Here is a 23,340-nt window from a genome sequence, read left to right on the forward strand (position 1 = left end):
GGATTTAACACTTCTGGTGAAATACAATGCAAATCTCATTTGAAACAATGCAGCATAAAATTCTAATCCTATCTACTAGTTTGGGTTTAGGGGGAGCTGATCAGCAAGTAATAGAACTGGCTTCTAATCTTATTCAGAGAGGTCATCAAGTTAAAATTTTGTCAATGGTGCCTCTTGGAGTTATGGGATTAGAAGCTCAGTCTGACGGATTTGATATTGCGACTCTTAATATGTCACCAGGCGTTCCAGAACCGAGGGTAATCCCGAAATTAATACATCTGATAAATGACTGGCAACCTCACATTATACATTCTCATATGTTACATGCAAATTTATTAGCCAGAATCGTCCGACTTTTTACAAGGGTTCCAGTTATCATCTGTACAGCTCATAGTGTAGATGAAAGTGAGGGTGCGCGTTGGCGAGACATAGCCTACAGATTTACTGACTTTCTTTGCGATTTGACAATTAATACAAGTAAAGCTGGAGTAGAACGTTATATTCAGATAAAACTAGTTCAAAGAAATAAAGCAAGATTTATTCCTAACTTTGTGAATACAAATAAATTTAAGTTTGACTCAGAATTAAGAAGTAATATTCGTTCTAAATTAGGACTTGGAGATAAATTTATATGGTTAGCAGTTGGACGCTTCGATCCACTGAAAGATTATCCTAACACAATCAAAGCATTTGCGATTGTCTTAAAGCAAAACTCAAATGCTTTATTAATTATTGCCGGGATAGGAAAACTAAAATCAGACATTGAAGAATTAGTAAAAGAAATAGAAATTGAGTCAAATGTCAGATTCTTAGGTGCTCGTAGTGATGTGGTGGCATTAATGAATGGCGCTGACGCATATTTAAAGTCTTCGGCTTGGGAAGGAATGCCAATGGTTTTATTAGAAGCAGCAGCAACACAACTACCAATTATTTCTACAGATGTTGGTGGTTCAAAAGAGACAGTATTGGATGGCGAAAGTGGATTTTTAGTACCATCAAAAAATCCTCAAGCACTAGCCGAAGCAATGTTAAAAATGATGGCAATACCAGAGGTAGAACGATTACAAATGGGGCAAAAGGGGAGAGAATTTGTTGTTGCTAACTACAGCACAGAAGAAGTCGTTACACAATGGGAGCATTTGTATTGCAACCTACTAGAACAACGTCAAATTGCAGCTTCTATTTAGGGTAAATTTAATTACTAACTTGGGAATATTTTCTATGTTGAAAAAGCTTTCAGTTGTCACCACAGTTTATAATGGGCAGCAATATTTTGATAGAGCAATTCCCAGCATTTTAAATCAGACATACAGTGATTTTGAATGGATTATTGTAGATGATGGTTCGACAGATACAACTCCTGAAATGTTGGCAAAAGTTGCACAACAAGATAGTCGAGTCAAGATTTTTACTTCTGGACACTTAGGTCGTGCGAAGGTTCTGAACTATGCCATTGAAAAGGCGCAAGGAGAATATATAGCTAACCAAGATTTTGATGATATTAGTTACCCAGAGCGGCTCCGCCTCCAGGTAGAATTTTTGGATGCTCATCCAGAAGTTGGTGTTGTTGGATGTAATTACATCCTAGAAGACGAGAATCGAAAAGAACGTTATGTCAGAATGCCTGCAACTGAGCATGACCAACTTATAAAGACAATGGCAAAATGCATACCTTTTGCTCATACACTAGTCGCTTTCAAGAAACAAGCTTGGTTACAAGCGGGAGGATATCCTGATGTGGAGGATTCAGAAGAGTTACGGTTGTGGATTACATTTGCCAAACATGGTTGGCTTTTGGCAAGTATTCCCGAAACTTTAGGTACACATTGGGTTTACCCAAAAAGTTTTTGGCATCAAAATTTTCAATATTCCCAGCGTCAAAAACAGTTAGCTGGTGTACAATGGCAAGCCATTCGGGAACTGAATTTGCCATTGTGGATGGGCATTTATCCTATAGGACGACAGGCATATTTATATGCACCGAATCAACTAAAGTCCTTTGTGCGCCGTTTTTTAGCCGGCTCAAAAGAAAAAACTTTGGAATATAGCAAATCTAATTAATAACCCAAGTTGCTAATTATCAAAAAACGCCTATTTGTAAATACATAGTCTTAGTTATTAGTATTTATAGATACATAAAAGTTCGATTTTTATATCTAATTGATCCGATTATTGGGCACTAACTAGCAACTTACGTTAATATTCTTTGTCACAATTTTGTAACTCAGGTGAGGTTGCTATGTATGAAATATTCCCAAAAACCTGTCGTACTCTATATCATTACAAAATCAGAGCTTGGTGGTGCTCAAAAAAATGTTTATGATTTAATCGAAAATTTTCACAAAGACTATGAAATCCACCTGGCAACTAGTCAATTAGGTTTACTAACAGAATTTATTAGTGATTTAGATGTTGGTGTACATTTAATTTCTAACTTAAGTCGTGATATTAAATTCTCAGGTGAATTTCTCGCTATCAAAGAATGTATTTCATTGATTAATAAAATTAAACCTGATATCATTCATGCACATAGCAGTAAAGCTGGTGTCATAGCACGTATTGCTGGATGCATATCGAAGACACCTGTTGTCTTCACGGCGCATGGTTGGGGTTTTACTCAGGGAACGCCTCCACTTCAACGAACCGTGGCGCTGATAGCTGAAAAATTATTGGCACCACTGTCTGCGAAGCTAATTTGTGTCTCTGAAAGCGGTCGTCAGCAAGCCCTGAAGTTTGGTGTTGGCAATAAAAATTCACTCCACGTCATTCATAATGGCATTGCGAATATTCCTCTGTGCATGGCGAATTCTTCACAACAGCCACCTCGACTAATCATGGTGGCACGATTTCAAGAACCAAAAGACCAACCAACTGTACTTCGAGCGATCGCTCAACTGCAAAACCCCTCGATTCATCTTGACCTAGTTGGTAGTGGTCCATTCCTAGAGTCATGTAAAGCTTTAGCGCAATCGTTGGGAATTGCAAAGCAGGTTTCTTTTCTAGGCGATCGCACAGATGTACCCGATTTATTAGCGCGATCGCAAATTTTTATACTTAGCTCGCATCATGAAGGCTTACCTATCAGCATTTTAGAAGGGATGCGTGCGGGCTTGCCAGTTGTTGCAACTAACGTAAATGGTATTCCCGAAGAAGTTGAAAATGGAAAAACAGGCTTATTAGTACCGCCTAAAGACATAAATGCATTGGCTAATGCCTTACAAACTCTGATTGAGTCTCCTGATCTTCGTCTGCAAATGGGTGAAGCAGGTAAATTAAAATTTGAGCAAGAATTTACAGTTGAGCGGATGATAAATGAAATCAAAATAGTATATGAGAACATACTCAATCAAAAATCAAATAAATTTGTTCGATTTAATTTGGGGGTTAAAGCTGGCACCAGTTCGACCAGTCGCAATCCAAATTACTGAGCGAACGCAATCTCGTAAAATGTGTACCCGAGATTCAAATTCAAATCCTCTTGAAGGTACTACAAGTGGGCTGACAATAATCCCGCGACTTCCCAAAACTATTGATGCGATCGCTTTTGCTCTACTCATGTGATAATCCGACGTAATCAGGTAAATATGGTTGAACTTTTGGGCAACAAAATCTTCTACCAAACTCGTAAAATTAGTTACAGTATCTGTGGCTCTCCCATCCAAATGTAATTGTCGCTCTGGAATATTAAACCGCTGAAAAATACGGCGATTAATTTCTAAGTACGAAGCATAATCAGAAACCCAAATATCCAAATTTTTGTGACATTGCCAAAAGCGACCAGCAAATTCCATCCGTTCGCTATCACTCCCTAACACAAAAATTGCCTGCGGAATTGGGGCTAGATGGAGTGCAACTGCTAGCCTAACAGGAATAATACTAATCAAAATTAGTAAAGCAATTAAAACTAAGGTTAACTGTCCTTGTTTGCGCTTGAAGTAAAAACGCAACTTTTGTTGAGAATGGTTTTTTCGCAAACCATGTTTACGGTTTTTCATTCAAATCGCTTTATTAATTTGTTATCTAACAAAACTTCCTTGTTATCTATATTATAATTCACAATGAAATCCCTAAAAAAAATCATTAGAAAGCCGTACTATCAATTGGTTAATAGCCTTCCTAAAACCATAGCTAATCAATTACTATTAATTAGTAGCTTAATTAATAGTAATACGTGGTCTATTGGAATTTATGTTGGTGATTCTCCTATAAATGTCACTGCACCTGCAAATGTAAAAAATCCAGTACTGACTCACCAAGATGTATCTGATGTTAGAGCCGCATTTGTTGCAGATCCCTTTATGATTAAAGTTGGTCCAACCTGGTTTATGTTTTTTGAGGTTTTAAATAAAGATACACGTCGAGGGGAAATTGGACTTGCAACGAGTGAAGATGGAACTAATTGGAAATATGAACAGATTATAATTGCCGAACCATTTCACTTATCTTATCCATACGTTTTTGAATGGAATAATGAATATTACTTGATTCCAGAAAGTTATCAAGCAAACTCAATCCGACTTTACAAAGCATTAAATTTTCCCACAGAATGGAGTTTCTTTGGCAATCTCCTTAATGATGCATTTTTTGTAGATTCCTCTATTTTCCGTTACGCTGACAAATGGTGGATGTTTGCTGAAACTAATCCCGATCACAAACATGACACCCTGCGTCTTTACTATGCAGAGAATTTGCTCGGTTCTTGGTTGGAACACCCAAAGAGTCCAATTGTCAGTAACAATGCACACATAGCTAGACCAGCCGGTAGAGTTTTGGTGATGAACGATCAGATTTTTCGTTTTGCCCAAGACTGTCAGCCAGCTTATGGTACTCAGGTAAGAGCATTTGAGATTACCGAGTTAACGATTACAAGTTATCAAGAAAGACCAATTGAACAAAATTTAGTGTTGAAACCGAGTAATAATGGTTGGAATAGTAGTGGTATGCACCACATCGATGCTCATTTCATCGATGAGGGAAAATGGATCGCTTGTGTAGATGGTCGAGCTTAAATCCTGATATTAATATACTTTTTAACAGGTTCACATTCAGGTAATTTGACTTCATAAGTATGAAGTGCCACTGGATGAAGGATGAATTAAATGAAGCGGTATATGCCTCACTCCTTGTAGGCGAAATTTGGCAAGCTGCTTTCTCGTTGCTTCAAGCCCCATCCCTTTATCGGTGGGGTAATTTCATTTTTCTGATTTCTATGATTTATTTGCTTTACAAAAAGGTTTGTCCAAGATGAACAGGAGTAAGCTAAAAAGACGCACAGCAGCTGGAGTTATCTTTCATGTGTCAAATTAAAAGATGGTAGTCCTCTGGTTTGGCATGTTTACTATCGTAGTCAAAATAGAGTGAGTCTTTTGTATTCTGCGTCTAGCAAAAAAATGACGATACTTTTTATCAGTCAATCTTAGAAACGGCAAATCATTACCATTACTGTCAGGATATATAGCAGTCCGCTTTGATTTTTAAAATTATTTGTGTAGACAGTGAGTGGGGAGTGGGGAGTAGGGAGTGGGGAGTGGGGAAGAAGCCTTTTCGGAGTGTACTGATTTTTTTAAAAAATTAAATAGGAGTCCTATAGTGAGATTCAAAAACTCAGAAATTGCGATTTATGATTTGGGAAGTTGGTATGTTGGTAATACAAATATGTAAAAACTAGGCATTAACGAGTTTAAAAATAAATTTGGTGGATAAATCGTCAGAAATTTTAACTTTTATCATAGTATCACTATAAAGGGCAAGCTTTATTTAAAATTACTGAAGATATTTTAGGGACTACCATTTTTATTTAAAGCTGCCCTCCAACGTAGATTACGTGGGCTGTAGTCAAGCCCGTCAACTTATGCGGCAACTATTTTATGCCAACTTAATGGTGCAACAAATCGAAGGAATCTACGATCGCGTACTAGCAGACAAAGTTAAGAAAAAAAGATAAGACTATGAGTTCTATTCTAGTTACAGGTGTAGCAGGTTTCATTGGTTTTTACCTTTGTCAAAAGCTGCTATCTCAAGGTGATACAGTTGTCGGCTTAGATAATTTAAACGACTATTACGATGTTAAACTAAAATGCGATCGCCTTCAACAACTAAAGGAAAATGAGAACTTTAACTTTTATAAATTAGACTTAGCAGATCGAGAAAGTATAGCAAAATTATTTAGAAATCATCAGTTTGATATTGTAGTTAATCTAGCTGCTCAAGCAGGCGTGCGTTACTCCATCAAAAATCCCCATGCCTACACAGACAGCAATTTAGGCGGTTTCATCAATATTTTGGAAGGTTGCCGTCATTCCCAAGTCAAACATCTAGTATTTGCTTCTTCAAGTTCCGTATACGGAGCCAATACCAAGATCCCCTTTTCTGTAAACGACAATGTTGATCGCCCCATCAGCCTCTATGCCGCCACAAAAAAAGCTAATGAACTGATGGCATACACCTATAGTCATCTGTATTGCCTTCCAGCTACAGGACTACGCTTTTTTACGGTATATGGGCCTTGGGGCCGTCCTGATATGGCTTACTATTCCTTTACAAAATCCATCTTGGCAGGTGAACCAATTAACGTATTCAATTATGGCAAGATGCAACGAGACTTTACTTACATCGACGATATTATTGAAGGTGTGGTGAGAGTTATTGATAAAATCCCTACACCAGATTTAGATGCGAGCATTCCTCCTTACAAAATCTATAACATCGGCAACAATCAACCCGTAGAACTACTACACTTTATTGAAGTGCTAGAAAGTCATTTGGGTAAAAAAGCACAGAAAAACTTTTTGCCAATGCAGCCGGGTGACGTTCCAATCACATATGCCGATGTTGATGATCTCGTTCGAGATGTCGGGTTCAGACCGAGTACACCAATTGAAGTAGGATTAGATAAATTTACATCGTGGTTCAAATCTTACTATGGCATTTAGTGCTTGGTAGATAAAATCATAGTTTTTCAAGACGCGGATTAAAACTAGCTCCCGTCCTCCCAGTCACAATCCACAAAATTGATCGCCCACAATCTCGCACCACCCGCATCAAGGTTTCTGACTCCTCTCCTTGCGAAGGAACCTCCACAGGTGTAACCGCAACCCCGTGACTACCGAGAACGATCGCCGCGATCGCTCTTGCCCTCTTCATGTGATAATCGGATGTAATTAGATAAATATGCTGTAACTTCTGCCTGACAAAATCTTCTACCAAAGTCGTAAAATTAGTCACAGTATCCGTTGTACCATCTAAGTGCAACCGCTGATTCGGAACGTCAAACTGTTGGAAAATACGGCGATTAACATCCAGATTCCTAGCATAATCAGAAACCCAAATATCTACATTAGTGTGAGATTGCCAAAATCGGGCAGCAAACTCCATTCTTTCGGAAGCACTCCCCAAGACTAAAATAGCCTGGGGTATTGGGGCTTGATGGAGTGCAACAGCTATTCTTATAGGAATAATACTAGCGAAGAAAAAGGCGATCGCTAAAACGAGCATTACCAATATTTTTTGGGTATTGAAACTCAAAAGTATGCTGCTACTGTTAGCTACTACGAAACCAGGAATCAAGCCGAGAAATTTACGTCGCCCCTTCAGCATAAAATGTTAAATTTCAAAACAGGGTTAATTAAATGTCACACTGATTAGTTTGGCAATATTTGGCATTATCTATAAATCCCTGCAACTTATTCAAGGGAATTATCTGAAATGATGACCCACCCTGTACCTCAGCAGCGATGTAAGCAAACTTTTGCCCGCGATAAAACTGGTCACGTCCAACTTTGGTGATATATCGAGACTTCTGGAAGTCATTGGCAATGTTGGAATTATAAATATTTTGTAAGAGTTTCACTGCATTAGCATTTTTTGTGGCGAATTTGAGGCTTGAGTCACCACTGACAGTTATTCCTTCTTTAGTCACTGTCCCATTTTGAGAAGTGACATCAGCATAAAAGTATAATTTTCCCTTTGTACCTTCGTAGCCGTGGGCTTCGCTGTTGTATCTCAGAGTTGGTAGTTGAGGTCTGGTCTTTGCCCATTTGACAACGGTGCTGATGTTTTGCTCTGGAAGCGCATTTGCCGGAGTGACAGTCAAAATAACTGCGATCGCACATAGGGTAACATTGAATAAATAGTTAAATTTATAACTTTTAAGCATAGTATTTTCCCATTAAAGAATGCTCATAGCTAAAGCTAAAACCACCACAAGTTGACAATTATTTCCACAAAGGCCTTATTTCCGACAATCAAGTTAGTAGTAGCAAAAACAACTTAGCATCTCCGAATGACTACTGTCCACTAGCGTTGGGCATGGTCTACCGATACCGAAAACCTCGATTTTGATGCTTGTGGCACACTGCCCGCCCTGCTGACTTGAAAGTGCTGTTAGCTTTCTTTGGGGCGTTTAGTCAGTGCTGAGTAAAAAATATTACTCACTAAATCCTAATCCCTCTTTTATGTGTTCTGGTAGATGCAGTTCATCAAGGCTATTTAGTTACAAAACTTATATTTTATCTGAGCCAAACAAGAGTATCCATTCTTAAGACTGGATACATTCAAGATAGAGGTTCTACACACTTCTTAATAAACCAGCCTGGAGAACGCAAAACGTTCTAATCTAAAGCTAACTGGGTTAATTTACTGGCAGTTTTGCAGGCAATACTCTCAAGCTCATAAAGCACAGACACACCGATGTGTCAAGCCTCAAAGCGACCCAGACTTAACACATAAACGCTTATGATGGGAGTTTTACAAATCCGATGAGTGTTAAGGCGAGTGGTGGAAGCTCAGTTGCGCGTCCGCAACTATATCAAACCCTAGCTGTAGCTACAATTACCCAAGCGGAGCAGCAAGACCGCTTCTTGGGAAGTGGTGAATTAAATGAACTGGCAAGCTATTTTGCATCTGGTGCAAAGCGTCTAGAAATTTCCCAGAGGCTCACGGAAAATGCCGAGATTATCGTATCTCGAGCTGCCAACCGGATTTTTGTCGGTGGTTCGCCAATGGCTTTTTTAGAAAAGCCCAGAGAAGTAGAAATAGTACCTGTTACTGCTGGTGCTAATGTTCAACAAGGGATGCAACTGGGAACTGTAACCTACGTTGAAAGTCGTGGTGGGTTCCTAGAAAATTTACGCTCAATATTTAACTCATCCCCTAGTGGCCCGACACCTCCAGGTTTCAGACCAATTAACATTGCTCGTTATGGCCCGAGCAACATGGCCAAGAGCTTGCGGGATTTATCCTGGTTCTTGCGCTACGCTACTTATGCGATCGTTGCTGGCGACCCCAACATCATAGCGGTGAATACACGGGGTTTGCGGGAAATCATTGAAAATGCCTGCTCTGGTGAAGCAACGCTAGTAGCTTTGCAGGAAATCAAAGCTGGGTCACTTTCCTTTTTCCGCAATGATGCTGAAGCTACAGAGATTGTGTCTCAGTACATGGATGTTTTGTTAACAGAATTCAAAGCAGCCACACCTTCAAATAAACTGCGCCAACGCCCCTCTAGCGACCAGCAAGGGTTGCAACTGCCCCAAATTTACTTTAATGCGGCAGAACGGCGTCCGAAATTTGTGATGAAGACTGGGTTATCAAGTAGCGAAAAAAATGAGGTAATCAAGGCCGCATATCGGCAAATCTTTGAGCGCGACATTACCCGTGCTTATAGTTTGTCTATCTCTGACCTAGAATCCAAGGTGAAGAATGGCGACATCTCTGTGAAAGAGTTTGTCCGTCGTCTAACTAAATCTCCCCTTTACCAAAAACAGTTTTACCAGCCTTTTATTAACAGCCGAGTCATCGAACTAGCTTTCCGTCACATTTTGGGACGGGGCCCAAGTAGCCGCGAAGAAGTACAAAAATACTTCTCGATTATTTCTAAGGGTGGTTTACCAGCCTTGGTAGATGCCTTAGTAGATTCTGCTGAATACAGTGACTATTTTGGTGAAGAAACAGTACCCTACCTGCGCGGTCTGGGTCAAGAAGCACAAGAATGTCGCAACTGGGGGCCGCAGCAAGACCTGTTTAACTACAGTGCGCCTTTCCGCAAGATACCTCAGTTCATTACCACATTTGCTGCTTACGAGCAACCCCTACCAGATCAACATCCCTACGGTTCTGGTAATGACCCCTTGGAAATTCAGTTTGGGGCGATTTTCCCGAAAGAAAATCGCAACCCCAGCACCAGTCCGGCTCCTTTTGGCAAAGATACCAAACGTATCTTGATTCACCAAGGGGCAGGGATTAATAACCAAAATAGCAATCCCAAAGCACGGGGTGAAGCTCCTGGTACCCTTGGGGCTAAGGTGTTCAAGTTAGACCAACTGCCTGGTACTAGAGGTAAAAAGGCTGCCAAAAATTCTAGCGTTAGATACTCCGAAAGCTCGACGCAAGCATTGATTAAAGCTGCTTACCTGCAAGTTTTCGGTCGTGATCTTTACGAAGGTCAGCGTCCGAAGGTATTGGAAATCAAGCTGGAAAACGGCGACATCTCAGTACGAGAGTTTATCCGTGCTTTGGCTAAGTCTGATGTATTCCGCAATCTGTACTGGTCATCGCTCTATGTTTGTAAAGCGATCGAGTATATTCACCGCCGCTTGTTAGGTCGTCCGACTTATGGCCGGCAAGAAATCAACAAGTACTTTGACATCGCTGCTAAACAGGGCTTTTACGCAGTGGTTGATGCCATTATTAACACCGTAGAATACAGCGAAGCATTTGGTGAAGATACAATTCCTTACGAACGGTATCTGACTCCTGGTGGTGTATCAGGGCGACAATTGCGCGTTGGTAGCATTCGTGATGATGTTGCGGCGAAAATCCAGAAGGAAGTAACGCCGAGCTTTGTGACACTGGGTACAGTCACAGAAAATCGGTCAGAACCAGATATTCAGTTCCGCATTAACCAAGGTGTCAGCAAGCAACGCGAACAAACCAAAATCTTCAAGTTGGTGGCGAATACTAGTGACAAAGTTGCAGTAAAAACTTTGATTAGCGCTGCCTATCGTCAGATTTTTGAGCGGGATATTGCACCCTACATCGCCAAAAACGAATTTACAAAATGGGAAAGCAAGCTGGGGAATGGCGAAATTAGTGTGAAGGAATTTATTGAAGGTTTGGGTTACTCTAACCTCTACCTGAAAGAGTTCTACACACCTTACCCCAACACTAAAGTGATTGAGTTGGGAACTAAACACTTCCTCGGACGTGCGCCACTAGACCAAGCAGAAATCCGCAAGTATAACCAGATTTTGGCTACTCAAGGTATTCGTGCTTTTATTGGTGCCCTGGTAGATAGTGTGGAATATAACCAGGTATTTGGTGAAGATACAGTGCCTTACCGTCGTTTCCCGACCCTACCTGCGGCAAACTTCCCGAATACGGAGAAGCTGTACAACCAGCTAACCAGGCAAAATGATGACGTAGTTGTACCTAGCTTTAAGCCAGTGCAAGCCCGCGTCGGAGCTAGCGATACGCCGCTTTTGACGCAGGCGATCGCAGATATAGCAGCGCAAACAAATGGTATAAACGAGAACAAGCCCTCATTTGCTGAACTGGGTCGTTCCTACAACGATGGTAGCGGACAATCCGTAGAACTGGGTGTGCGTAAACATGCACGCATTTACCGTCTAACCCAAAGCAGCAACCAAGCCGAAAAACAACAGGCAATCAACGCGATTTACTGTCAAGTGTTGGATGTATTTAGCGGTGAAGTGCCTGATAATTTCCGCCGTACTGAACTAGACAGCAAACTCCAGAATGGTGAAATTTCCGTTCGGAAGTTTGTGTGTGAACTAGCTAGTTCCCAAATCTATCGCCAGCGCTTCTTGTCACCTTATCCTCATGCCAAGGTGATTGAGTTCCTCTTCCGTCACCTGTTGGGGCGTACACCCGCAACTCAGGAAGAAATTCACCAGTATAACAAGCTGCTAGCCGATAGCGGTTTGTCAGCTGCTGTAGAAGCAATAGTTGAAAGTCCAGAATATAGCCGCTACTTCGGTGAAGATGTTGTACCTTACAACCGCTTCCCATCTCTGCCAGCAGGTAACTACCTCGGTAGTGTAGGAGTTGATTAGGGAATAAAAAATAGGGAATAGGGTACAGATTATTTCCTGTGCCCTGTGCCCTGTCCCCTTCGTAACCTTTCGTAATAACGCTCTCAGATTGCAGTTAAAACAGTAAATTCTGAAAAGCAATATTACAAAGTGTTAAGAGCAGTCATAAATGCTCAACAGAATGCCGGAAAATGTTTTGCGGAAGGTAACTGAGTTTGAAAGCTTGTGTACTTATGTTGACTCAAGCAAGCTTGTAATTTATCAGCCGTAGCAGTTATGAAACTGTTGTGTCTAAAAGAACGAGAAAACAAACTCAGTAAACCAAATTTAAAGTCGCACCAGTTTAATCAAATCCTGGTTTCATTCGTATTGGAGGAATCCATTAATGAGTATCGTCACGAAAGCTATCGTGAATGCTGATGCAGAAGCCCGCTATCTCAGCCCTGGTGAGTTAGATCGGATCAAATCCTTTGTTGCAAGTGGTGAGCGCCGTGTGCGGATTGCTCAAATTTTGTCAGAAAATCGCGAACGCCTGGTTAAGCAAGCTGGCGATCAACTGTTCCAAAAGCGTCCTGATGTTGTGTCTCCCGGTGGGAACGCTTACGGTCAAGAATTGACTGCTACTTGTCTTCGTGACCTCGATTACTACCTCCGCCTCGTTACCTACGGTATCGTTGCTGGTGATGTTACCCCGATCGAAGAAATTGGTGTTATCGGCGCCCGTGAACTGTACAAGTCTTTAGGAACTCCTATCGATGGTGTTGCTGAAGGTATCCGTGGGTTGAAGAATGTAGCTGGTACATTGCTGTCTGGTGATGACGCTAGTGAAGCTGGTAGCTACTTCGACTACCTAGTTGGCGCTCTTTTAGGATAGGGTAAAGCTGTTTACCTACTTAAACAGAAGATTGCAATACGGTTGGAAATAAGGAATTAACAACATGGCTCAAGACGCAATTACCGCTGTCATTAACTCCGCAGACGTTCAAGGTAAATACCTAGACTCTTCTGCTTTAGAGAAGCTAAAAGGCTATTTCTCCACTGGCGAACTGCGGGTACGTGCAGCTAGCACCATCAGCGCTAACGCTGCTGCGATCGTCAAAGAAGCTGTAGCAAAATCTTTGCTATACTCTGACATCACCCGTCCCGGCGGCAACATGTACACTACTCGCCGCTATGCTGCTTGCATCCGTGATTTGGACTACTACCTCCGTTATGCCACCTATGCTATGTTGGCTGGCGATCCTTCCATTTTGGATGAGCGTGTACTAAATGGCTTGAAGGAAACCTATAACTCCTTGGGTGTTCCCGTCGGTGCTACTGTGCAAGCTATCCAAGCAATCAAGGAAGTAACCGCCAGTTTGGTAGGTTCTGACGCCGGTAAGGAAATGGGCGTTTACTTAGACTATATCTCCTCTGGCTTAAGCTAAGAAGTAGTTTGCGCTTAAGAATTTAGGTGCGGCTTTATTAAGGTCTGGAAATCAACCGTGAGTGCTAGAACGTTATATTGCTTATCTTGGTAAATTATCAGTGATGAGTGTTGGTGGTCTAGTATTGATGTTTGATTTCCAGCCTTTGAATGATTAAAAGATTTGCACTCAAGATTTTGAGATAAAAAAAGTTTTCATAAAGTATACAGGAGATTTTCAAAATATGTCCCGTTTGTTTAAAATTACTGCTCTAGTTCCCAGCCAAACCCGAATTCGTACCCAACGCGAACTACAAAATACTTACTTCACTAAGCTAGTTCCCTATGAGAACTGGTTCCGCGAACAGCAACGCATTCAAAAAGCAGGTGGCAAAATCATCAAGGTGGAACTAGCAACTGGTAAGCAAGGTGCTAATACTGGCTTGTCGTAATTCTGTAAATAGAAGATTATTTTAGGGAATTGGTAAGAGGTCGAAAAAGACCTCTTTTTTGTTGCCTAGATTTTTGAAAGTTAGAAAATGCGATCGCTCACTGGTGATTCTGCTAACAATCCTTGTATCATCATATCTCCTAAAAGCCAAGCAGTTAATCGGATTAAGTCATTGAGTTATAGTAAAAAATTGCCATAATCACCACTGACGATTAGCCACGATTAAAGCCTCTGCTGTTGAACTGTCCAAGGGCTTTGAGAAAAAATTTCCCTGGCCATATTCACATTTCATTGCTCTCAGGAGTGCTAGTTGTTCTGCCGTTTCCAAGCCTTCTGCTGTGACAGTTACACCTATTTTTTTAGACAGAGTGACAATTGTCTCAACAATATCTAAATTTCCTTCATCAACACTGCTTCCACTAACAAAGGAGCGGTCAATCTTCAACTCATGAATCGGAAAGTGGTGAAGGCGACCTAATGAAGAATAGCCTGTACCAAAGTCATCAATAGCCAACTTAATTCCTAAATTTCTTAGTAGATTTAACGTGGTGGTCACATTCTCGCCGTTTTCCATAATTACGCTTTCTGTGATCTCCAATTTCAAACTCTGTATGTCTAAACTAGTCTCCTGTAAGACTTGATTGATGTGCAGCAGTGGCTTTTGTTGACTGAACCAAGAACTACAAAGATTGACGCTAATCGTCAAGGCTTGCTCACCCAACTTCCCTGATTTTGGAGGGAATAGCTCTTGCCACTGCTGTGTCTGGCGGCAGGCTTCACGCATCACCCACTCATCAATTAAAATACTCAGCCCAGTTTCTTGAGCAGTTGGCAGGAAATCTTCTGGAAAAATAATACCCCGTTCTGGATGCTGCCACCGCACCAGTGCTTCAAAACCAGTTATCCTCCCGGTAGTAAGTGACACAATTGGTTGATAATGAATCCGAAACTCCTGACGTTCAATAGCTCGTCGCAGAGCCGTCTCCAACTGCAAGTGTGCCATTACCTGAATATGCATATCAGTATTAAACATCTCGTAGCGCACCTTGTCTTGTGCCTTAGCTCGGTACATTGCAATGTCGGCGTTACGCAGAAGGTCTTCTGGTTGGTTATAATCTGTCATGCTCAAGGCAATACCAATACTGACTGTGGTAAACACTTCTTGCCCATCTAAAACTACGGGAATTGCCAGTTTTTCTTGTATCTGTTCAGTCATACGTACTACGTGGTTGACATCCTGAATTCCTCCCAACAGGATTGTGAACTCGTCTCCTCCCACCCTTGCAGCTACATCTATAGAGCGCAGGCATTCCTTTAGCCTTTGAGCAATAGTCAGCAGTACTTGGTCACCAAATGTGTGTCCCAAGCTGTCGTTGATAAATTTGAAGCGATCTAAGTCTAGAAACAGCACCGCAAATAAATAATCTGAATGCCGCTTTGAATAATCGATCGCATTTCTGAGACTATTCATAAATAAAGTGCGGTTTGGCAACCCCGTCAGTGCATCATGAGATGCCAAATGTCGCAGTTGTGATTCTGCTCGCTTACGCTCTGTAACTTCAATTAGCAATTCCTGATTTGTTTTCGCTAGTTCTGCTGTTCGTTCTCTGACACGAGTTTCTAGCTGATCATGAGCTATTCGTAACGCCTCTTCTGCTTGCTCTAGTTTCTGATTCTTTTGTGAAAGTTTTTGAATGTAAGTTGCGATCGTTTGGATAAGGTTATTGAAGGATATTGACAATAGACCGATTTCATCTGATGTGGTGACAGGAACTCGCAAAGTAAAATCTGATGAAGAACTAACAAGTTGAGCAACCTGAGTCACAGCTTCAATCGGCCGGGCGATCGCTCGACTGGTAGAGAAGGCTAAGACAGCAGCAAACAAGACTGAGAGTACCATACTGATCGGAATAATCTGGTTTCGCAGATCCTCTGCTTTTGTCAAGGCGTACTTTGCTTCTCTCTCTTGCTGTCCAGCGCTTTTAATAAAAGTTGTGAGCTCGTAAGCAGAGCTAACAATTACACCAAATTCGGGGCCACCTGTAAAGTCTGTGATTTGTTTCTTAGCTGCACCACTTGATTGTGGTTGTAACATCTGCGGCTTTATCTGGTTGAGCACGACTTGAAGCTGTTGGTAGAATTTTTCCGCCGCCTGATAATCTTTGGACAACAAACGATCCAAGTTTTTTGTAGCTGTGGTTTGTGGTGATCGCTGGAGTTCGTTGATCAGCTGCTTAATTTTTTCTGCTCGCTCAGACAATTCCGACTTGTGTTGCTCAAACTCTTTCGGCTTTTTGAGTAAAGGTACAAACTCTCTGGTAGGTAGAGTTCGAAGCATGGCTACTTGCAAGTCACTCAATAGATCACCTTGTTGATTAGCACTGTCTTGACTGGTAATCGCTTCTTGCTGGTAGTAATTGCCAAGGGTCAATCCAGCGATCGTTCCTCCTAGAGCAATGCTCAGAGCTACAGCATAGCCGCCAATAATTTTATTTCTCAAACTCAAACGGCGCAGGATGTCTGATATCCTGTTTGAACGAATTTGTAATGGGATAAATCGACAGATGAGATTGGGTTGACTCTTCACAAGATTCTGGCTTTTAGAGTAAAGAATTCTGCTACACTTATATAAATCAAAGGAAGTAGCCTTCATTCTTGTACTCTAACCCGTACAGCAGGGTGCAAATAAACCAACCATTTAAAATGAGTGAAAACCTTATTTGGTAAGCTTTCTTAATTTTGAATTCTACGTAGCGGTACTACGCTTAGGTATTCTATCAAGCCCTTCAGAAGAGTCTAAAACTTTGTTGCAGCAAAGGTTTTAGATTAGCCGGCATTTTATCGGAGCTACTCTAAATATTACTCCCACTACAGTGATGAAACAGAGCTAATTAACTCTCAACAGTATTGATAACAGAAGGCAGTATAAGTTCTGGTGAACTCATCCACCAGCGAATAATTCTTTCTTCTTTAACGCTGCACTGTACGGCACCCCCCACTGCTGTTAGATATGTAATAACCTCTGGCAAAAGCTGACGAATCATTTTGCGTGTTCCTTGAGCAGTAAAGATTTCTACTTCCCCAAATGATTTTTCCATATAGACTGAGTAGAATCCCATATCTCGCAAGGAATTAATTAATCTTGGGTCTGACTGCTCCCGCGATAAAGTAATGTGCAGTTCATCTTGACGAAATGTTCCAGGTGCTAAAGATGCCAACTTCAGCTTAAAAGGAATTTCAATTTCTGGATTGAAAGATTTTTCCTCAATTTCTATGTCAACGGGAATATATTCCGCCTCAATGTACCCTTCTATAGCTTCAGAATTATCCTCTAAGTAGCGGAGAATACTAGCAAACTTTTCTCTAACTTGTGATGCACATTTAGTTTTTATTGTCAAGTGCTTTTTGGGAGGACGATGAGCAAGTCCTTCGGGATGACCTGAGAAATCGGAATTCCAAAAGTTCTGAGTCTCGATCAGAAATTTTTCAAAAGGAGTTGAAAGCGTCTGAGCATCTATATGAATGTGAAACTCACCTACTAATGCTGGACGAGTAGATTTACGCACAATTGTGTTTGTGGTGGTTTTGCTGCTATTCGTCATATTGACGCAAGCTTTTTAAATAGTTCCATTAACCATAGCCCTGAGAAAGTTAAGCCACTACCGTAATATTACTGAAACTTTATCTGGGCTTTGTATGAGAAACTTTCTGGATGCGTGACAAATTAAAAATTTTTCGGTTTGTCAAAAGTCAAATCAAGGAAAGCAAGAAGTATTGTGTTGTCAAATTTGGTAGTGGTCTGAGAAAAATATCCTTTGTATCAACTAGCGATCGCCAGAACAACCCCAGTCAAGGCGACTAGGAATTAGATTAATAGTTGCTAGCTGAGTGTATTCAAGTTGACCATTATCAAATGTATCGTTGTCAAACCTACTTAAGAGTTATAAGTTATGATTTATGAGCTTTATTACTAACTCCTAATTCCTAACTTTTTACCTGTACTGATCGTGAATCTACGCCGCCTGATTCCAATTTTTGATATTTCCGTCTCCAACTGGGGATTAGAAGCGCGGTTGTTGCGCTGGTTAACATTGATTTGGCTGTTCGTCGGCTTGATCATGCTATTTTCAGCATCTTATCCCGTTGCTGATGCGCGTCAAAATGATGGGTTGTACTACTTTAAGCGTCAACTGCTTTGGGTCTTAGTTTCCTTAATCGGATTCAATATTATAGTTAATTTGCCGTTGCAGAAAATTTTGGGACTATCCCATTGGTTTTTGTTGCTATTTTTGGCGTTAATTTTTGTCACACTGATCCCAGGATTCGGAAAAAAGGCTTTTGACGCAGCGCGTTGGATTGCGATCGGGCCAATTCCGATTCAACCTTCAGAATTGATTAAACCCTTTTTGGTGCTGCAAAGTGCGCGGCTTTTTGGTCAGTGGGAACGAATCAGTTGGCGGGTTCGCTTGGCTTGGTTGGGTATTTTTGGTCTGGTACTTTTAGGAATTCTTGCCCAGCCAAACTTGAGTACAACAGCACTTTGCGGCATGACTATTTGGCTAATTGCTCTAGCGGCTGGCTTACCTTACAAATACCTGGGAGGAACAGCAATTGGTGGAGTGATGTTGGCCATACTCAGTATTAGTATTAAAGAGTATCAGCGTAAGCGGGTGATGTCATTCCTCAATCCGTGGGCGGATGCTACAGGAGATGGCTACCAGTTAGTGCAAAGTCTACTAGCTGTGGGTTCTGGTAGAACTTGGGGATCTGGATATGGGCTTTCTCAACAAAAGCTGTTTTATTTACCAATTCAGGATACCGATTTTATTTTTGCGGTGTTCGCGGAAGAGTTTGGTTTTGTTGGCGGTATGGTATTATTGGCACTTTTAGCTACATTCGCTACTCTCGGATTAATCGTGGCGCTGAAAGCTAAAAATATAGTACATCGATTGGTAGCGATCGGTGTGACGATTTTGATGGTAGGACAATCATTGCTCCACATCGGTGTTGCTACAGGTTCCCTACCGACTACTGGCTTACCTTTGCCCATGTTTAGTTATGGTGGCAATTCTATGATTGCTAGCTTAATAGCTGCTGGGTTGCTGATTCGGGTAGCACGCGAAAGTAGTGAAGCTGAGGTAGTACCGTTGCGAAAACCCCTGCTTGAAAATGGGCGCAGACGCCGAGCTTTTCAGAAAAATAGGAATTGAGTTAGTAATAGCCAAGGTAGACAAAGTTTTACGCTCTTTACACAGATCAAATTGGGAGCATCTCAATGAGTGTAAAAAGCCTTGTAAAACCTCACCCCAACCCTCTCCGTGGGTTCAAAGAGGGAGCAAGAGTCTTGTTTCTCATCTGATATATTTGCTTTCACTGAGATGCTCCCATCAAATTGAATACATTATGAAAGACGTAAAACAAACAATAATTAGTTACTCCATGATACTGCTGGGGATGATGCGATCGCTTGACGAGTGTGTCCACCGATACAACCCCAGATATCAGGCTATAAATCTGGTAGTTGGTAGTAAGATCATCGTCTAGCGCTCAGTTCTAGCTTGTAACGACTGTCTTAAAAGTCAAGCGATCGCTTCTTTAAAAACTCAGTTGGGTGAGCAAGATGCCCGCCCATTTTTGTTACCTTCTGATGATTGTCATTTTGAATGAGCGAATTACTTACGACTGATCTAATCGCCGTTGCCATTCAGCGTCAATTTGTGCAGAACGCTCAACTTCCTGGTCGAGTAAGTCAGTTTCGCTAGAATAGACTAAATCTTCGCTGCCAATGACTTTTTCTGTCGCAAATTGTTGGGCATAATCGATTTTTTGTTGCAAAGGCGCATCAGGACTTGTCAATATCCTTGCTCTGGAAATGCGATCGCGGTTGCGATCGGCTATTTTGCGATTACGCCACTGAATCCAGAAATAACGCAATAACGGTATGGCTAAGAAACCTGCTCCGTAAGCCAATAGCAGCCAATAAATTCCTTGCACAAAAGCTGCTAGTCCACCTAATTGGGCGGCAACTGTGCCATCTCTCAACAAACTTCCCAGTACTAAAGCACCAACAAAATTTAGTACACCCAACCCAGCACTCAGCATAATTTGCCCGGAACTGGCGGCACTAAAACGCCACAGAAATTCCTCCAAGTGATCTGATATTGCATGACGGCGCTTTTTAGTTGCACTCACCTGCAACTCTGGGAAGTAATAAACAATTTGCCCTTCTGGACTTACCGTCGGTTGCCCATTAAATCGCGTCAGAACGGGCAGCATATAATCTTCATACTCTGTTGTATATCCTTCGCCAATGTCATCCAAATATGGAGAAATTTGTTCCGCTACCACTGCGCCACGGTTACTCCGAATCACCGTAGCAATTTCTTGCCAGCGACGTTCTTCTAAATTGACGTTAGGATTACCATCGCCAAACAAAAACGAAAACACAGCTTCAAAGAAATTTAGATTGCTTTCTTGACGCCTTTCACGTCGCCGTTCCTGGTAGTGGTTGTCATAATTTGGGCTAAGATACCAGAATAAATTTGGAAAATAGAAGAACCCCCCACCACCGAAACTACTGCCCCGATTGTTGCCATTACGATCTGAGTTGGTAGAGGTAATGATAATGTAGATGGTAATAGTTATCAGGACGATGGAAACAGTTAAGAAAATTCCAAAAGAAATACGAATCAAGTAAAACAGAACATTCCAGACCTTTTTCCACCATTCCTGCAATCGTAACCGGAAGTATTTATTACGCAAAATTGCTCGGAAATTTTCTGGGAAAAGGTAAACTATATCACCTGAATCCGCTACCTGCAAATGTCCCCCAGCATCAGATGCCAGGGCTAACAAGCTTTGATTAGCTTCAGCGACATTCAATCCTGCCTGAGTTGCCACATCTCCAACGGTGACACGGTAACCCAGTTGTTCCACAGCTTGCATGATGGTGGGACTAGGAGCCATTGCTCTCCTCTCCTGTTGAAACTTATTCCCCTTTTCTTAAGTATAAAGTTTTATTTTGAAGGACTTGGCAGGGGCAGGATTGAAGCATGAAATCATTAGATATATAAATCACATGAATTTGGCAAACCGACACTAAAGTTGAGAAATCAACAAATGACCTGACAGACAACATGTTATAATTATTTGCTTCAGCTTGGTTAACCAGCAAATTTTCTGCTCAAATATGGTTCAGTACACTCTCGCTCAAAGCCCAGAAATTATCCTTACTGTTTCTGGAAAAGATTCAGCCAAAGCCCGTGATAAAGCAATGGATCAGCTCATGGAACTGATGGATGCAGGTAAGCTACCCACGGAACTCGAAGAAGGATTTGGCCCTCAACAATTAATTGAGGTTAAAGAGTCAACTATTGATACCGCTAGCGGTGAGGATACCATTACACTAGCTGTTCAGGTTCTGAGTAACCTGGCCACGCTCAAGCTGAAAGTTCAGGAGTCACGAGCTGAAGCGTTAGAAATTCGCAAAGCGGTTGATGTTCTGTTCACCGACGAGTCGGTGACAGAAGAGGAAATTACTCGACTCAAGGAAGGTTTTAAAGTTCTCAAAAATTTTGCTCAAGCTAATGTACGTTACCAGGAAGCGCGATCTAAAGCAGAACAGGCTCGGCAGACTCTGGATCAAGCTCTCAAATCGCCTGAGAAGTAACAGATTGAGACGCATCTTAAAAATGTAATTAAATACTCTAAAAGACAGGCATAACAGCCTGTCTTTAGATTTACTGGGGCGCTAGGATTCGAACCCAGGGATGGCGAGACCAAAACCCGCTGCCTTACCACTTGGCGACGCCCCAACGACTTTACTCTAGTTAATATAGCACTTAATCGTGGGTTAATGTCAAGTACTTTAATAGTTGATTTCAGATAATGGGTTTTTACAGCAGGACATTGATTGGTCGGAATCCTTGCACTTAGCCTCTTTCATCACTTTGGAGTCAACCCTTGAATCAATGTTTGGCTATATCGTCAAACTGACGTTAATTTATCCGATAGTGATTAAAGAGGGTTAAGGGACAAAATTGGGCGATCGCAATTCCTTTGCATCTAAAATCTGCTTCACTTGATGATCAACGCCTTAGGGTACAGACTATTTATTTTTATTGATGACTTGTTGGTAAATTGCCATCAACTGCTGATAATTAGCTTCAGGAGCATACTTAGTCTCATAAACCTGGCGAGCATTTTTGCCCATAGTTCTCATCGCTTCCGGATGAGTGGTTGCCCATTCAATTTTGGCTGCCATATCCGTATGGTTGCCGGCTTCAAAATGTAAACCAGTTACTCCATCCTCTACAATTTCTACCATGCTACCTAATTTGGACACCAGTACAGGTAAACCGCAGGCAAAAGCTTCAGCGATAGTTAAGGGAAAACCTTCGTACCAAATGGAAGGAAATACTAAAAATCGTGCATTCTGCATTAGTGCTAACACTGTTGGCTTATCCTGAAAGCCTAAAAATTCGATGAAATTTTCGGAACTGGTATTTTTAATCTGTTGCTGTAACTTTTGACGGCAAGGACCATCACCCACAATTTTGAGTGGTGTACATAAGTTCTTCTGTATATAGGCATCGATTAAAACAGAAACTCCCTTTTCTTCAGACAATCTCCCAACAAAAAGTAAGTAGTCACTATGTTCACCATTTTGGGTTCCAGAGTCTGGAGCAAATACAAAATTAGGTTTGATGTACAACTTTTTTGCCGGCAGTCCAGCCTGTAACATTTTGTCTTTTTGAAATTGGGTAAAGACAATATAAGCATCTACCTGTTCCTGCCAAGTACCACGCAACCGATGCCAGCTGTTCATTGCTGCTATCACCGAGCTTTGTAGACGTGAGTTGCGGTAGCAGCCATGTACAACACTAGACCACGGCACTGTTTGTCCAAAGCAATCCACACAAACCTTTGCATCTCGAAAAGGTATTGCTTTGGGACAAGCAAGCCGATAGTTGTGAAGAGTTTGGACAATACTTAGCCCATGCTCTCGACAAGCATCATATATGGAAGGAGAGAGTAGAGGAAAAAAGTTATGTACATGGACAACATCAGGGCGCAGTTGGGAAATTTTGATGCGAACTTGTTGTTTTGCTGAATATGAATAAATTGCACTAATAGCAGTTGCAACTTTATCCCAGGTATTTTTAATATCATGATTACTGACTTCTAGTAAAGATACCTGATGATTATTTGCTTTAAGTAAGGATTGTTCAGCTTTCACTACTCCATCCTCACCCCCTGCAAATTGATAACGGTTATGTATCAACAGCACTTTCATGCAGTTAACTCTCTGAATAGTGGAAGGAAAGAACCAACTAGTAGATCATGCAAAGCAATTACACCCTGATTTACAGTAGTTTTACTTTTCTATAGCCAGTTTTTCTACAATCGGCAACACTACAGCCAATTTTTGATGG

At 41.4% G+C, this 23,340-nt stretch carries 19 protein-coding genes, 1 tRNA gene and 1 pseudogene; 13 read left to right on the forward strand and 8 right to left on the reverse strand.

The genetic code is table 11. The features are described from left to right. Positions 1 to 26: 26 nt before the first annotated feature. The 3 genes from PUQ00_RS15120 to PUQ00_RS15130 all read left to right on the forward strand — a co-directional run bounded on the left by PUQ00_RS15120 (position 27) and on the right by PUQ00_RS15130 (position 3,428). Positions 27 to 1,187, forward strand: coding sequence for a glycosyltransferase (locus PUQ00_RS15120; protein ID WP_300417924.1), 1,161 nt, complete (start codon positions 27 to 29; stop codon positions 1,185 to 1,187). A 34-nt stretch (positions 1,188 to 1,221) separates the two neighbouring features. After that, positions 1,222 to 2,061 (forward strand): glycosyltransferase family 2 protein, encoded by an 840-nt coding sequence (locus tag PUQ00_RS15125; RefSeq protein WP_300417927.1) that lies wholly within the window; start codon positions 1,222 to 1,224, stop codon positions 2,059 to 2,061. Between the two features lie 182 nt (positions 2,062 to 2,243). Next, positions 2,244 to 3,428, forward strand: a complete 1,185-nt coding sequence (locus tag PUQ00_RS15130) for a glycosyltransferase family 4 protein (protein WP_300417930.1) — start codon at positions 2,244 to 2,246, stop codon at positions 3,426 to 3,428. Here PUQ00_RS15130 and PUQ00_RS15135 read toward each other — a convergent pair. Beyond that, on the reverse strand, positions 3,354 to 3,995 hold the full coding sequence (locus PUQ00_RS15135; protein ID WP_300417933.1) for a YdcF family protein: 642 nt from the start codon (positions 3,993 to 3,995) through the stop codon (positions 3,354 to 3,356). The two genes, PUQ00_RS15130 and PUQ00_RS15135, sit on opposite strands and share 75 nt — an antisense overlap. 105 nt (positions 3,996 to 4,100) lie before the next feature. Here PUQ00_RS15135 and PUQ00_RS15140 point away from each other — a divergent pair, with 105 nt between their 5' ends. Together PUQ00_RS15140 and PUQ00_RS15145 are read left to right on the forward strand one after the other, a co-directional pair. Next, positions 4,101 to 5,009, forward strand: a complete 909-nt coding sequence (locus PUQ00_RS15140; protein ID WP_300417936.1) for a hypothetical protein — start codon at positions 4,101 to 4,103, stop codon at positions 5,007 to 5,009. A 939-nt stretch (positions 5,010 to 5,948) separates the two neighbouring features. Next, positions 5,949 to 6,932 carry an NAD-dependent epimerase gene (locus PUQ00_RS15145; RefSeq protein WP_300417939.1) on the forward strand — a complete coding sequence of 328 codons (984 nt, stop codon included), beginning with the start codon at positions 5,949 to 5,951 and terminating at the stop codon, positions 6,930 to 6,932. A 16-nt stretch (positions 6,933 to 6,948) separates the two neighbouring features. Here the strand turns inward: PUQ00_RS15145 and PUQ00_RS15150 are convergent, their stop codons facing one another. Both PUQ00_RS15150 and PUQ00_RS15155 read right to left on the reverse strand, forming a co-directional pair. After that, on the reverse strand, positions 6,949 to 7,596 hold the full coding sequence (locus PUQ00_RS15150) for a YdcF family protein (protein WP_300417942.1): 648 nt from the start codon (positions 7,594 to 7,596) through the stop codon (positions 6,949 to 6,951). A gap of 28 nt (positions 7,597 to 7,624) precedes the next feature. Then, positions 7,625 to 8,155: a hypothetical protein gene (locus PUQ00_RS15155; RefSeq protein WP_300417945.1), complete on the reverse strand. Its 531-nt coding sequence runs from the start codon at positions 8,153 to 8,155 to the stop codon at positions 7,625 to 7,627. A gap of 601 nt (positions 8,156 to 8,756) precedes the next feature. On the opposite strand from PUQ00_RS15155, the pseudogene PUQ00_RS15160 reads away from it, so the two are divergent. From PUQ00_RS15160 to PUQ00_RS15175, 4 genes and pseudogenes are all read left to right on the forward strand, one after another. Next, positions 8,757 to 12,059: pseudogene (locus PUQ00_RS15160) on the forward strand (phycobilisome rod-core linker polypeptide); the annotation flags it as partial. Positions 12,060 to 12,435: 376 nt separating this feature from the next. After that, entirely contained in the window at positions 12,436 to 12,924 is a 489-nt protein-coding gene (gene apcA / locus PUQ00_RS15165) for an allophycocyanin subunit alpha (RefSeq protein WP_094341663.1), read from the forward strand. A 64-nt stretch (positions 12,925 to 12,988) separates the two neighbouring features. Further along, positions 12,989 to 13,477 carry an allophycocyanin subunit beta gene (gene apcB, locus PUQ00_RS15170; RefSeq protein ID WP_104908010.1) on the forward strand — a complete coding sequence of 163 codons (489 nt, stop codon included), beginning with the start codon at positions 12,989 to 12,991 and terminating at the stop codon, positions 13,475 to 13,477. A gap of 223 nt (positions 13,478 to 13,700) precedes the next feature. Then, the gene (locus PUQ00_RS15175) at positions 13,701 to 13,907 is read left to right on the forward strand and encodes a phycobilisome linker polypeptide (protein ID WP_012411143.1); all 207 of its coding nucleotides are present in this window, start codon (positions 13,701 to 13,703) and stop codon (positions 13,905 to 13,907) included. A gap of 198 nt (positions 13,908 to 14,105) precedes the next feature. On the opposite strand, the gene PUQ00_RS15180 is transcribed toward PUQ00_RS15175, so the two are convergent. Next, entirely contained in the window at positions 14,106 to 16,493 is a 2,388-nt protein-coding gene (locus PUQ00_RS15180) for an EAL domain-containing protein (protein ID WP_300417952.1), read from the reverse strand. 304 nt (positions 16,494 to 16,797) lie between these two features. After that, positions 16,798 to 17,508, reverse strand: coding sequence for a hypothetical protein (locus PUQ00_RS15185; protein WP_300417955.1), 711 nt, complete (start codon positions 17,506 to 17,508; stop codon positions 16,798 to 16,800). Between the two features lie 110 nt (positions 17,509 to 17,618). Here PUQ00_RS15185 and PUQ00_RS15190 point away from each other — a divergent pair, with 110 nt between their 5' ends. From PUQ00_RS15190 to PUQ00_RS15200, 3 genes are all read left to right on the forward strand, one after another. Then, on the forward strand, positions 17,619 to 17,768 hold the full coding sequence (locus PUQ00_RS15190; RefSeq protein ID WP_300417958.1) for a hypothetical protein: 150 nt from the start codon (positions 17,619 to 17,621) through the stop codon (positions 17,766 to 17,768). A 145-nt stretch (positions 17,769 to 17,913) separates the two neighbouring features. Continuing rightward, positions 17,914 to 19,116, forward strand: coding sequence for an FtsW/RodA/SpoVE family cell cycle protein (locus tag PUQ00_RS15195; protein WP_300417961.1), 1,203 nt, complete (start codon positions 17,914 to 17,916; stop codon positions 19,114 to 19,116). 193 nt (positions 19,117 to 19,309) lie between these two features. Next, the gene (locus PUQ00_RS15200) at positions 19,310 to 19,450 is read left to right on the forward strand and encodes a hypothetical protein (protein WP_300417964.1); all 141 of its coding nucleotides are present in this window, start codon (positions 19,310 to 19,312) and stop codon (positions 19,448 to 19,450) included. A 132-nt stretch (positions 19,451 to 19,582) separates the two neighbouring features. Here PUQ00_RS15200 and PUQ00_RS15205 read toward each other — a convergent pair whose 3' ends face one another. Continuing rightward, positions 19,583 to 20,872: a hypothetical protein gene (locus PUQ00_RS15205; RefSeq protein ID WP_300417966.1), complete on the reverse strand. Its 1,290-nt coding sequence runs from the start codon at positions 20,870 to 20,872 to the stop codon at positions 19,583 to 19,585. A gap of 223 nt (positions 20,873 to 21,095) precedes the next feature. Here PUQ00_RS15205 and PUQ00_RS15210 point away from each other — a divergent pair, with 223 nt between their 5' ends. Beyond that, positions 21,096 to 21,575, forward strand: coding sequence for a hypothetical protein (locus tag PUQ00_RS15210; protein WP_300417991.1), 480 nt, complete (start codon positions 21,096 to 21,098; stop codon positions 21,573 to 21,575). Between the two features lie 73 nt (positions 21,576 to 21,648). Here PUQ00_RS15210 and PUQ00_RS15215 read toward each other — a convergent pair. Together PUQ00_RS15215 and PUQ00_RS15220 are read right to left on the reverse strand one after the other, a co-directional pair. Further along, positions 21,649 to 21,720: transfer RNA gene (locus PUQ00_RS15215), tRNA-Gln, on the reverse strand. A gap of 293 nt (positions 21,721 to 22,013) precedes the next feature. After that, a complete protein-coding gene (locus PUQ00_RS15220; RefSeq protein ID WP_300417994.1) occupies positions 22,014 to 23,201 on the reverse strand; it encodes a glycosyltransferase family 4 protein in 1,188 nt (395 codons plus the stop codon). Positions 23,202 to 23,340 lie beyond the last annotated feature (139 nt).

Source organism: Nostoc sp. S13 (genome assembly GCF_029379315.1).
Lineage (GTDB): Bacteria > Cyanobacteriota > Cyanobacteriia > Cyanobacteriales > Nostocaceae > Nostoc.

Bases quoted from the DNA above. Each gene is read 5' to 3' on its own strand.
- PUQ00_RS15155 (WP_300417945.1), bottom strand. From the start codon at position 8,155: ATGCTTAAAAGTTATAAATTTAACTATTTATTCAATGTTACCCTATGT.
- PUQ00_RS15205 (WP_300417966.1), bottom strand. From the start codon at position 20,872: ATGGCTCCTAGTCCCACCATCATGCAAGCTGTGGAACAACTGGGTTAC.
- apcB (WP_104908010.1), top strand. From the start codon at position 12,989: ATGGCTCAAGACGCAATTACCGCTGTCATTAACTCCGCAGACGTTCAA.
- PUQ00_RS15120 (WP_300417924.1), top strand. From the start codon at position 27: ATGCAAATCTCATTTGAAACAATGCAGCATAAAATTCTAATCCTATCT.
- PUQ00_RS15125 (WP_300417927.1), top strand. From the start codon at position 1,222: ATGTTGAAAAAGCTTTCAGTTGTCACCACAGTTTATAATGGGCAGCAA.
- PUQ00_RS15190 (WP_300417958.1), top strand. From the start codon at position 17,619: ATGCGTGACAAATTAAAAATTTTTCGGTTTGTCAAAAGTCAAATCAAG.
- PUQ00_RS15130 (WP_300417930.1), top strand. From the start codon at position 2,244: ATGAAATATTCCCAAAAACCTGTCGTACTCTATATCATTACAAAATCA.
- PUQ00_RS15210 (WP_300417991.1), top strand. From the start codon at position 21,096: ATGGTTCAGTACACTCTCGCTCAAAGCCCAGAAATTATCCTTACTGTT.
- PUQ00_RS15175 (WP_012411143.1), top strand. From the start codon at position 13,701: ATGTCCCGTTTGTTTAAAATTACTGCTCTAGTTCCCAGCCAAACCCGA.
- PUQ00_RS15150 (WP_300417942.1), bottom strand. From the start codon at position 7,596: ATGCTGAAGGGGCGACGTAAATTTCTCGGCTTGATTCCTGGTTTCGTA.
- PUQ00_RS15185 (WP_300417955.1), bottom strand. From the start codon at position 17,508: ATGACGAATAGCAGCAAAACCACCACAAACACAATTGTGCGTAAATCT.
- PUQ00_RS15135 (WP_300417933.1), bottom strand. From the start codon at position 3,995: ATGAAAAACCGTAAACATGGTTTGCGAAAAAACCATTCTCAACAAAAG.
- PUQ00_RS15145 (WP_300417939.1), top strand. From the start codon at position 5,949: ATGAGTTCTATTCTAGTTACAGGTGTAGCAGGTTTCATTGGTTTTTAC.
- apcA (WP_094341663.1), top strand. From the start codon at position 12,436: ATGAGTATCGTCACGAAAGCTATCGTGAATGCTGATGCAGAAGCCCGC.
- PUQ00_RS15200 (WP_300417964.1), top strand. From the start codon at position 19,310: ATGAAAGACGTAAAACAAACAATAATTAGTTACTCCATGATACTGCTG.
- PUQ00_RS15220 (WP_300417994.1), bottom strand. From the start codon at position 23,201: ATGAAAGTGCTGTTGATACATAACCGTTATCAATTTGCAGGGGGTGAG.